Source organism: Clostridium fessum (assembly GCF_027698965.1).
GTDB classification, from domain to species: Bacteria; Bacillota; Clostridia; order Lachnospirales; family Lachnospiraceae; genus Otoolea; species Otoolea fessa.
Window position 1 is genome coordinate 97,432 of the sequence record NZ_JAQEQF010000003.1, and the last position, 12,047, is coordinate 109,478.

Sequence of the window (12,047 nt, forward strand, 5' to 3'; positions counted from 1 at the left end):
AAACTATGTCATTGCAATTTATAATCGGTGGTTCCGGTTCGGGAAAGACACGGACATTGTATGAAAATCTGATCCGTCAGTCGATGGAAGAGCCGGACGAACGTTTTTTTGCTCTGGTGCCGGAACAGTTTACGATGCAGACGCAGAAAGAGATCGTGATGCTGCATCCGAACCATGGCGTGATGAATATCGATATTGTCAGTTTTGAGCGTCTGGCATACCGGGTGTTTGAGGAACTGGCGATTGAAAATCTGGCGGTGCTGGATGATATGGGAAAATCGATGGTTCTGCGGCGCGTCTCATCGGGCGTCCGGGGAAATCTGCACCTGTTTGGAGGGCATCTGGACAAGGCGGGCTTTATCAGCGAGATCAAATCGATGCTGTCTGAGTTTTTCCAGTACGGCATCACGGAGGAAAAGCTGGAGACGCTGATCGGGGAGACGAAAAGCCCGCTGCTGCGCCAGAAGCTTCTGGATATGCAGGTTTTATACCGGGCATTCCAGGCGTATACCGAGGAAAAAGTGATCGTAAAAGAAGAAATTTTAAGCCTTCTCTGCCGGGTGCTGCCGCAGTCACAGCTTATCCGCGACAGCGTTGTGACGCTGGATGGCTATACGGGCTTTACGCCGATCCAGTATGAGCTTCTGGAACTCTTATTCCGGTGCTGCCGGAAGGTGATCGTGACGGTCACGATGGATCCGGAGGACAATCCGTACCGCGAGAGCGTGCAGCAGAAGCTCTTTTACATGAGCCGTCATACCGTCTGCCGTCTGATTGACCGTGCTGCAGCTGCCGGATGCAGCCGGGATGAGGATATTTTGTTGAAAGAAAAACCAATGTGGAGATTTAAGGACAGCCCGGAACTGGGATTTATTGAAAATGAATTATTCCGATATAGGGGAAAGGTGTATCATTCTGGGAGCGGGAACGAAAGCGGGGCTGCGGCTGAACACGACCGGGAAAGCCTGCGTCTAATTGAAGCAGCAACCCCGCAGGCGGAAATCTCTTTCTTATGCGGAGAAATCCGGCGTCTGGTGGCATCGGAGGGCATCCGTTACCGGGAGATCGCGGTGATTACCGGCGACTTGGAGACATATTCGCGGGAGATTCTGAGGCAGTTTGAGAAGAATCAGATCCCGTGTTTTATTGATTATAAGAAAAATATTTTAAGTAACCCGATGGTGGAACTAATCCGGGCGGCGCTGGAGGTGCTGCAATCGGGCTTTTCCTATGAATCGGTGTTTCGATTCCTGAAAACAGGGCTGGTGATGCCGCTTGCGGGGCTTTCACCGGAAGTGATCTATCAGGCGGAAAATTATGTGATTGCGCTTGGAATCCGCGGGTTTAAGCGGTGGAACAGTACATGGGAGCGCGTGTACCGGGGGGCAGAGCTTATCAATCTGGATGAGTTAAATCAGTTCCGTGAGGCGGTTGTCACACCATTTCTGCCGCTTCGGGAGGTGTTTTCCAACCGCAAAGCAACGGTGCGCGAGCGGACGGAGGCGCTGGTCCATTTTCTCGAAGCACTTGAGATGGAGCAGAAGCTGGCGGCGATGGCGCAGCAGTTTGAAGAAGTGGGCGATATGAGTCTTGCCAAGGAGTACGGGCAGGTGTATGGGCTGGTGATGGATCTGTTTGACCGGATTGTGGCGCTTCTTGGCGAGGAGATCATGGGACAGCGGGAGTATGCAGAGATTCTGGACGCCGGTTTTGCGGAGATCAAGGTAGGACTGATCCCCGCGGTCGTGGACCGGATCGTGGTCGGCGATATCACGCGAACCCGTCTTTCCAATATAAAAGTGTTGTTTTTTGCCGGAGTCAATGACGGGATAGTGCCGTCTGTTTCGGGACGCGGCGGGATCCTTTCGGAGGCGGATCGCCGGGCGCTGCGGGAAATGCAGGTAGAATTGGCGCCGACCGCGCGGGAGGAAAGCTTTTTGCAACGATTTTATCTCTATCTGGCGCTGACAAAGCCATCGGACTATCTCTATCTGTCGTGTGCGGCGTCCTCTGCCGAGGGAAAAGCGATGCGTCCTTCGAGTCTGATGCTGCAGCTGCTTAAATTATTTCCGGAGAAACGTCTGGAACAGCCGAAGGAAGAGAAGGAAGCGCTCTGGTCGCCGGAGCTTGGCATGAGCTGGGTGCTTCGGGGACTGCAGGATGAAAAAAGCGGGGAAAATGACCAGTTTATATCGCTGTACCGATACTTTATTCAGTCAGAATCGTACCGGGATGAAATGCAGGCGCTCTCGGATGCTGCATTTTATACCTATCAGGATACGGGCATCGGGAAGGCGGCGGCGCGGGCGCTCTATAGCCCGATTCTGCGGGGCAGTGTGACGCGTATGGAGCTGTATGCGTCGTGTGCGTATGCACATTTTCTTTCGTATGGGCTGGAATTGTCGGAACGGCAGATGTACGAGATTGCCCCGTCGGATATCGGAAATCTGTTCCATGCGGCGATCGACATGTATTTCACGCGGATGAAAGAGGAAAATCGCCGGTTTTCCGGCATTTCGGAGGAAGACCGCCAGAAAATGGTGGCGGAGTGTGTGGCGTCGGTCACGGAGGAATACGGCAATGCGATTCTGGGAAGCTCGTACCGGAATCAGTATCTGGAACGGAAGGTATACCGGATCACGGATCGGACGATCTGGGCACTGACGGAACAGCTAAAAAAAGGTGATTTTGAGCCAGCCGGGTTTGAGGTCAGTTTTTCACCGATGGATCACTTGAAAGCGATGCGGATTCCGCTTTCAAGCGAGGAGGCGATCTATCTGCGCGGGCGGATTGACCGAATCGATCTCTGCGAGGATGGCGACCGACTGTACCTTAAGATCATTGATTACAAGACGGGAAAAACGAAATTTGACCTGACGGATATTTATTATGGATTGCAGCTGCAGCTGGTTGTCTACATGGATGCGGCGATGGAGAAGATCGGGCGGGAATACCCGGATAAAACGGTGGTTCCAGCGGGGCTTTTCTATTATCATATCGAGGATCCGATGGTGGAGCGCAAGCCGGTGGAGTCGGAGGAGGAGACGAATGCCGATATTTTGAAGGCACTGCGGATGAACGGGCTGGTAAACGGCGATCGGGAGGCACTGGCACATCTGGATAACCGGCTGGGCGAGGAGGCGACGGCGGATTCGGATGTTGTGCCGGTTTCGATTAAAAATGAGGCGATCGTTGAGCGGCGTTCGCAGGCGGCAGGGGAAGAAAAATTCCGTGTGCTGGGCGCGTATGTGAACCGGAAAATGAAGCATATGGGGCGGGAGATTCTGGATGGAAACATTGCGGCGTCGCCGTACAAAAACGGCCAGAAAACGGCGTGCGATTATTGCCCGTACCATAGTGTGTGCGGATTTGATTTGAAAACGGACGGCTACCAGTTCCGGCGTTTTGATAAGCTGAGCCCGGAGGAGATCTGGGGGAAGATGGAAGAAAAGGATAAGGAAACGGAACGGTAAGTTTGTGTTTGGCTGTGACTGTGGGAATGAAAGAAGAACCAGTCATGAAAAAGGAAAGGGCGAGAAATGGCAGTAAATTGGACCAGGGAACAGAAGCAGGTAATTGAGGGGCGGGAGAAAAGCCTCCTGGTGTCGGCAGCGGCCGGAAGCGGCAAGACCGCGGTGCTGGTTGAGCGGATCATCCAGATGATCACGGAGGGGGAGAACCCGAAGGACATAGACCGCCTGCTTGTCATGACTTTTACCCGGGCGGCAGCGGCGGAGATGCGGGAGCGGATCCAGGCGGCGATTGAGAAAAAACTGGAATCGGAGCCGGAAAATGAACATCTCCAGCAGCAGGCAGTTCTGGTTCAGTTTGCCCAGATCACGACGATCGACAGCTTCTGCCTGCATATCATGCGGGAACATTTTGACCGGCTGGACATCGATCCGGCATTTCGGGTTGGCGATGAGGGCGAAATGCTTCTGATGCGCGCTGATGTGATGGATGGGCTGCTGGAAGATTATTACCGCGACGGCGGGAAAAGGTATGAGGAGTTTGTGGACGCGTATGCGACGGGCAAGGCGGACGATGGAATTGCCGAGTATGTGATGCAGGTCTACAATTTCGCCCAGAGTAACCCGTGGCCGGATGCGTGGTATGAAAAATGCCGTGAGGAGCTGCTCTTGACCGAACAGGGAGAGCTGGAGCAGACGGAGTGGATGCAGTTCCTTTTGCGTGATATTGCATTGCAGGCGCAGGAGTGGAAAATACAGCTTCGGGAGGCGTGGGAGATCTGCCAGGAGACGGGGGGACCGATGCCGTACCTGCCGATGATCGAGGAAGATCTGCGCCATGCGGAGGCAGTCTGTGGGGCAGTCGGTTCGTTTGAAACGATCTCGGAGGCATTGGAACAATTTACGTTTTCGCGTCTGGCGGCGATCCGCGGCAAAAACGGGGAGGTCGATCCGGAGAAAAAGGCGCTTGTTTCCGACTGCCGCAGCCGGGTCAAAAAAGCAGTTGAAAAGTTAAAAGGAGAGTATCTGTTTGCATCCCCGGAGCAGATGCTTGCGGATATGGAAGCTGGAAAAGAGCGGATTTTGGAACTTTTGGAGCTGGCGCAGGAATTTGGACGGCGGTTTAGGGCGAAGAAGAAAGAGAAAAATGTGGTAGATTTTCATGATCTGGAACATTTTGCGCTGGAGATTCTGACAGAACCGGAAGCAGAATGTTCCGAGGCGGAGGAAACTTCAAGTGCAGAAGAAACCGATCAGATGCAAGGGAAAAATGCCTGGACAGTGCGTGTACCAGGCACAGTCGCGGATGAGCTCGCCGTGCAGTACGACGAAATTTTGGTGGACGAGTACCAGGACAGCAACCTGGTTCAGGAGACGCTGATCCAGTGCATCAGCGGTGAACGCTTTGACCGCCCGAATGTGTTTATGGTGGGCGATGTCAAGCAGAGTATCTATAAATTCCGCCTGGCGAGACCGGAATTATTTCTGGAAAAATACAGCACATACACGTCGGAGGAGAGCGCGCACCAGAAGATCGAGCTTCACCAGAACTTTCGAAGCCGGGATCACATACTGGAATCGATCAATGCGATTTTTTACCGTATCATGACGGAAAAGCTGGGAAATATATCCTATACGGAAGATGCGGCACTGCATCCGGGCGCAGCCTTTGAAGAGCGGGATGGCCTGGATGAGTTAAAGACGGAGCTTTTGCTGGTGGATTTGTCGGCGCAGCCGCAGAAAGAGACGGAATCCCCCGAGTTAGATGATGAGGCAACCGATTACACCGCCAGAGAGCTGGAAGCGCGCATGATCGCCGGAAAGATCCGTGAGATGACGGATAAAAAACGGGGGATCACGATCTGGGATAAGGAGCTTGGCGCTTACCGTCGGGCGCAGTACGGGGATATTGTGATTCTGCTTCGAAGCGTCAGCGGATGGGCGGAAGAATTTATCGAGGTGCTGGCGACGCAGGGGATTCCGGCGGTCGCAGAGTCTCGGACGGGATATTTTAATACGCTGGAAGTCGAGACGGTGCTGAATCTTTTGGCAGTCATCGACAATCCGATGCAGGACATTCCCCTGGCGTCGGTGCTCAAATCGCCGTTTGGCGGCGTTTCTGATGAGGAGATGGCGTGGATTGTGGCGGAACATAAGGCGGGCGTTGACCGGTCGCGGGATGCAGGGCTTTACCGGGCGGTTGTGGAGTATATGAACGAGGATGGACCGGTGAAGTCGAATGACGAAAGTGACGAGTCGTCGATCGCGGATGTGTTTCGTTTTCAAAAAAATAAATTAATTCAAAAGAATAACCTGCGCCGAAAACTCCAAAAACTCTTTACTCTTCTGGATACATTCCGCCAGGAAGCTGTTTACCTGCCGATGCACGAGCTCCTCTACCGGATTTACGACAAAACGGGCTATTACCGCTATGTATCGGCGCTTCCGGGCGGGGCGGGACGGCGCGGCAATCTGGATATGCTGGTGGAGAAAGCGGCAGCCTATGAGGCGACGAGCTACCGGGGCGTGTTCCATTTTATCCGGTATATTGAAAAATTGAAAAAATATAACACAGATTTTGGCGAGGCGCCGGTGGCGGATTCCGAGGGAACGGTGGTGCGGATCATGAGTATCCATAAGAGCAAGGGACTGGAATTTCCGATCGTGTTTGTGGCTGGAATGGGAAAAAATTTTAACAAGCAGGATACGCGGGGGAAACTTCTGATCGACGCGGATCTGGGAATCGGAACCGACTATCTGGACAGCGAGAAGCGCATCAAGGGACCGACGCTCAAGAAAAATGTGATGAAACGCCGGATGGAACTGGAGGCGCTGGGCGAGGAACTGCGTGTTCTTTACGTGGCGCTGACGCGTGCGAAGGAAAAACTGATTCTGACGGCGTCCTCCCGGAAATTGGAGGATCGGATTGCGAAGTGGAGCGCAGTGGCAACCGAACACGGGGCGATTCCGTATACGATTCTGACGCTGGCTTCCTCGTATCTGGATTGGATTTTGATGAGTATTCCGGAAAAAAATCCGTGGATTTCATATCAGATGGAAACGCTTTCCGACCAGATCGACCGTGAGATCGGCACGCAGATACGCCAGACGTTATCGAGAGAGTGGCTGCGGTGGCTGGCGGGGGAGGACAGCCATTTGTCGAATGACGAGAATCATCCAAACACGCAAAATCGGCTCGAAAATATCAGGCAAATAGAATCGATCATCAGCAGCAACTACCATTTCCAGTACCCATACCTGGACGATCTGAGTCTCAACACCAAGATGTCCGTTTCTGAACTCAAGAAAAAGGGCATGGAGGAAGAAGAGGAGGAGATGGTATTTCTGCCGACGCTGCCAGTGTTTATGGAGAAGGAGCAGGAAGAAAAAGGCGGCGCGACGCGCGGTACAGCGTACCACCGTGTGTTGCAGTTGTTGCCGTTTGAGCGGGCAATGTCGAGACAGGAGTTAAATGCATTTCCGGCGAAGCTGGCGGCTGAGGGGCGGATGGATGCCGAGGCGGCGGCGTTGGTGCGCGGCTCAGATCTGGCAAAACTGACAGCCAGTTCATTGGGAAAACGCATGCAGAGAGCGGCAGCAGCCGGGAAACTGTACCGGGAAAAACAGTTCGTCATCGGTATTCCGGCGCGCGAAATGGGCGACTGGGATTCGGATGAGCGGATTCTGATACAGGGTATCATCGACGCCTTTTTTGAGGAGGATGGCAAGCTGGTTCTGGTGGATTATAAGACAGATTATGTGGAAAATTCAGACATTCTGATCCGCCGCTATGAGGCACAGGTGCGCTACTATACCCGCGCACTAGAACAGATGACAGGAAAAAGGGTGGCGGAGCGCTACCTGTATTCATTCCGGTTTGGGGCGATTGAAGTGTAAGGCAGTGATTCTGGATACAGATAGGCACGTTCGGAGCCGATCGTATTTCCAGTCAATACGCCGGGATATGCGGCGCAGGAGGATCTGACGGAGTACCGGAGTTTTACGGATTATACGGATCAGGGCTTTGTTTATGTCCATGCGGGCTGCCGCGGCCGATAACTTTATAGAGTGGGTCAATGCGTGTTGCGCCCAGAGGAATTAAAATAATAAAATTAGAGAAATAAGTTTTGGTTAAAGGGTATCATCCGCCATCAGAACCGCTACCTGCGTCAGAAAATTCTCAGGATTTTTGTGCTGGGGCGGTCCCTCCAGATAGAGGTGGCGGGCGGTGCCCTTTAATGGAATCTGATATTTGTTAGCATACGCACAAAGATGCTTCACAATTACCGGAAGACCTTCATAGGCACCGTGATAAAAGATACAGAGCGCTTTCTGGCAGGGCAGGGTGACGAGATGTTCACCCAGGCTTTCCGGCGGGACGGCGATGCAGCAGGTAAAATCGCCCGGATTCGAAAGGTTGTATTCGGTGAAAAACATATGCTGGGTGGTGTCAGAACCATATTGGCGGATCGCCTTGATGAAGACGCTACGTAATTGCTCTTTCTTGTCTTCAAGTTCTGTCGAATGCAGATCCTGGCAGTAAACGGTCTGGGCGGGAAGTTCTATCTGTCGGATTTCAAAGTCATTGTGCCCTTTTGAATGTTCTTTTAATTTCTCAATATTCCGGCTGATCTCGTCACGCAGATCTTCCAGACGAGTGATCAGCGGCTCCAGATCCGTCGTGCCGTGATAATAGGCATAGATATCATCCAGCGACAGACCGAGATTCTGCAGAATGCGGATGCTCCGGATGCGCGAGACGGTGTCTGCTGTATAGTAACGGTTTCCATTGATACCGTCTCTCTGATCCGGCAGAATAAGACCCTTGTCTTCATAATTTAAAATCATGCGCCGGGTCACTTCCAACGCTTTGGCTGCCTCGCCGATCGAGAGCAGCCGTTTTTTATCGTGCGTCATAAAACCTCCTGTTAGATATCCATAAGATGCGCAATCATGTATATTTGTCATGTAGGATTCTGGTGCAATTTTTTACACTCATAGTTGTGTATAATTACATGAAAAATAAGTAAAAATTATATAAATTAGCTAAAAAGGGATTGTATCGTACATCAATGTACGGTATATAATCATTTTATTGAAAGCGGGATGCCGTGTCAAGTATTCCGCCGATGCAAAACACCACACAATTTGTCATACTATGCACGTTGAAAAGGAGTATCCGGGCAGGCAGGAGCGTCAGACATTGGGGAGAATGAGTATTTTATATACAGAAAGATTTGATGGCTCATCTGCAAACATCTGCCCGGAGAAACATTTCAACCAAAACGCCTTTATTGTATACCTATGATGCTGCGTTTTATCTGGAAAAATCAAGAAAGAATTGACATTTGAACGCCTTCCATATATGCTTGAACCAATATGATTTTCGATTTGACAGATGGGAAAATCAATGGAAAATCTAAGCAGATATGGGAGGCTTTTATGGATCAGGAAAATCAGACACCACACAAACGGCGTGTCAGATATAAAGGAAAATATCCAAAAAAATTTGAAGAAAAATATAAAGAGCTGCAGCCGGAGAAGTATCAGGACACGATCCAGCACGTGATTCAGAAGGGAAATACACCAGCGGGCATGCATATTTCCATTATGGTGCAGGAGATTCTGGACTTTTTGCAGATCCAGCCGGGGCAGGTCGGATTTGATGCGACGCTAGGATACGGCGGACATACGAAGGCAATGCTGGCCTGCCTGAAAGGGCAGGGACATATGTATGCGACCGATGTTGATCCGGAGGAATCCGCCAAGACGCGGAAACGCCTGGAAGAAGCGGGCTATGGCGAGGACATGCTTTCAATCCGTCTCCAGAACTTCTGTACAATCGATGAGATTGCCAAAGAAGCGGGTGGTTTTGATTTTATTTTAGCCGATCTGGGCGTGTCTTCGATGCAGATTGACAATCCGAAGCGAGGCTTTTCGTTCAAGGTAGATGGGCCGCTGGATCTGCGCCTGAATCAGGAAAAAGGCATCAGCGCCGCCGAGCGCCTTGACACGATCGAGCGTGAGGAGCTGGCGGGCATGCTGTACGAAAATTCAGACGAACCGTATTGCGAGGAGCTGGCAAAAGCGATCACGGATGAGATCCGCCGTGGAAACCGGATCGATACGACCACGAAACTCCGTGAAATCATTGAAAAAACATTGGATTTCCTTCCGGAAAAGGAGAAAAAGGAGACAGTCAAGAAGACCTGTCAGCGTGTTTTCCAGGCGCTCCGGATCGATGTAAACCAGGAATTTGAAGTACTCTATGAGTTTATGGAGAAGCTTCCAAATGCGCTTCGACCGGGCGGACGGGCAGCGATCCTGACCTTCCATTCCGGAGAGGATAAACTGGTGAAAGCGGCGCTCAAAGAGGGATATCGCGCCGGTATCTATAAAGAATATTCCAAAGATGTGGTGCGCCCGTCCGCGCAGGAGTGCGTACAGAACCCGCGTGCCCGCTCAACGAAGATGCGCTGGGCGATCCGGGCGGACGAGTAAAAAGAATATAAAAGAAAATATATGAAAAAACAGGGCAGCTGTTCCGAGTAATATGGGAGCGGCTGTCCTGTTTTTATTGTGAAGATCAAAGAGAGTCCATGTGAAAAAATTTCGGGCGCAGTGATATCTGGTTCTGCAAAAATCCGATTAAAAGAGAAAAAATGTTTTTTTTGCGAGATTTCTGTTTCCGGTGCGTATACTATAAGATTACTTTTCAGAAAATAGAAAAGTGGTCACAGTTGTGAAAGAAGAAACAGCTTCGAAAAAACAAATACGCGAGAAAGTTTCGTGAGAAAGAGAGGGAACGCATTGAAACAGGAAACACAAAATGAATTGGAACGATTTAGGGATTATTTGAGAGAACAGGAAAAAAGCAGCCACACGATCGAAAAATACTGCCGGGACGTGAGAAAGTTTTTGATGTTTGCTGATGAAGACTGGGATAAAAATACAATTATATCTTTTAAGGAATATCTGCAAGCTCATTATAAAACGTCCAGCGCCAATTCAATGCTGGCGTCTCTGAACAGCTACTTTCATTTTATCGGAAGACAGGAATACTGTGTCCGCACGTTCCGGGTGCAGAAGCGGATTTTCTGTGATGAGAGACGGGAAATGACGCGCAGCGATTATCAGAAGTTAGTTAAGGCGGCGCGGGAGCGCGGCGATGAACGCCTCTGTGCGATATTGCAGACGATCGCGAGCACGGGCATACGAATCAGCGAGCTTTCATATATTACAGCGGAATCGCTGGCACAGGGGGAAGTAGTGATTGACTGTAAGGGAAAACAGCGGGTGATCCTGCTGCCGCAGTCGCTGATGCTGTATTTGACGCAGTACTGCCGGAAGCAGCGGATTGTGAGAGGCAGCATCTTTGTCACAAAAAACGGGCAGGCAGTCCGCAGACAGAATGTGTGGGCGGACATGAAATCCGTCTGCACCGAAGCGGGTGTTCTTCCGAGCAAGGTATATCCGCACAATCTGCGCCATCTGTTTGCCAAGATATTTTACGAGCGCGATCACGATCTGGTCCGTCTGGCAGACTATCTAGGTCACAGCAGCGTGGAAACGACACGCCGTTATACGATCATCAGCAGTCGGGAAGCGTGCCGCAGACAGCTGGAATTAGGTTTGTTGATTGATAGGGAAAATTGACGAAAAACATAATGGGAATTATGTCATGAAATGAAAAAAATCTGCATACATATCTAAATATATGATTTTATTATCAAGTTTATCACTTCTGAGAAAAAATTTCAACCTACAAAGACGTTAAAAAACAGTACTTGAAAGTACAGATATTTTATCCAAAATCCGACAAAAATCTTGCAAATTAAAGAAAAAACAAAACAGGTGGATATGACATAATTCCCATTATGTCAGCCGGGGAGGTGGAGTATGTGAGAGAAGATCTGACGGGGCGCCGGTATGGACGCCTGACCGTCTGCCGGGAGATAAAACAGGCAGAAAAAAGCCGCCGCCATTACTGGCTGTGCCGGTGTGACTGCGGGAAAGAAAAAACCGTGGAGGAGTCCCATCTGAAAACAGGGCATACGAAAAGCTGCGGGTGCTATCGGAAGGAACTTCCGTCCAGTCGGCGGATCGATCTGACAGGTCGTCAGTTCGGACGTTTGAAAGTGCTTGAAGAGGCGGATAATTCCAACCGGACAGGTGAATATTGGAAATGTGTCTGTAGCTGCGGACGCCTGATTGAGGCATCCAAAGAAAGCCTGTGCGCGGGAAAAACCAAGAGCTGTGGGTGCCTGCAGGCGGAGACACGAAAGAAAAACATGAAAAAAGCGATTCATTTTGTAGGCGGAACCTGCCTGGAACGAATCGCCAACCAGAAAAATACGGCAAACAATACAAGCGGCTACCGAGGCGTCTACCAGCGGGAAAATTCCCGGTGGCGGGCAGCGATCGGCTTTCAGGGAAAAGTGTACAACCTTGGAACCTTCGTAAACCTTGAGGATGCGGTGGCAGCGCGGAAAAAAGCAGAAGAGGAATTGTACGAGCCATTTTTGCGGGAACATGGCGTGAAAGCGGTTCAGAATGGAGGTATTTAAATCCGCATAA

At 50.8% G+C, this 12,047-nt stretch carries 6 protein-coding genes; 5 read left to right on the top strand and 1 reads right to left on the bottom strand.

What is annotated here, in order from left to right; all coding sequences use genetic code 11:
• The first annotated feature begins 5 nt into the window (after positions 1 to 5).
• On the top strand, positions 6 to 3,473 hold the full coding sequence (gene addB, locus PG862_RS05010) for a helicase-exonuclease AddAB subunit AddB (protein ID WP_270706723.1): 3,468 nt from the start codon (positions 6 to 8) through the stop codon (positions 3,471 to 3,473).
• Between the two features lie 66 nt (positions 3,474 to 3,539).
• Complete coding sequence (gene addA / locus PG862_RS05015; RefSeq protein ID WP_270706725.1) at positions 3,540 to 7,367, top strand: helicase-exonuclease AddAB subunit AddA; 3,828 nt, start codon at positions 3,540 to 3,542, stop codon at positions 7,365 to 7,367.
• 234 nt (positions 7,368 to 7,601) lie between these two features.
• On the opposite strand, the gene PG862_RS05020 is transcribed toward addA, so the two are convergent.
• Positions 7,602 to 8,387 carry a MerR family transcriptional regulator gene (locus tag PG862_RS05020; RefSeq protein ID WP_118467936.1) on the bottom strand — a complete coding sequence of 262 codons (786 nt, stop codon included), beginning with the start codon at positions 8,385 to 8,387 and terminating at the stop codon, positions 7,602 to 7,604.
• A gap of 525 nt (positions 8,388 to 8,912) precedes the next feature.
• Between PG862_RS05020 and rsmH the strand changes: the two genes are divergently transcribed.
• The 3 genes from rsmH (at position 8,913) to PG862_RS05035 (ending at position 12,037) form a co-directional block, all read left to right on the top strand.
• Positions 8,913 to 9,971 carry a 16S rRNA (cytosine(1402)-N(4))-methyltransferase RsmH gene (rsmH, locus tag PG862_RS05025; protein ID WP_107000320.1) on the top strand — a complete coding sequence of 353 codons (1,059 nt, stop codon included), beginning with the start codon at positions 8,913 to 8,915 and terminating at the stop codon, positions 9,969 to 9,971.
• A 309-nt stretch (positions 9,972 to 10,280) separates the two neighbouring features.
• Positions 10,281 to 11,126 carry a tyrosine-type recombinase/integrase gene (locus PG862_RS05030; RefSeq protein WP_270706726.1) on the top strand — a complete coding sequence of 282 codons (846 nt, stop codon included), beginning with the start codon at positions 10,281 to 10,283 and terminating at the stop codon, positions 11,124 to 11,126.
• Between the two features lie 245 nt (positions 11,127 to 11,371).
• Entirely contained in the window at positions 11,372 to 12,037 is a 666-nt protein-coding gene (locus PG862_RS05035) for an AP2/ERF family transcription factor (protein WP_118524622.1), read from the top strand.
• Positions 12,038 to 12,047 lie beyond the last annotated feature (10 nt).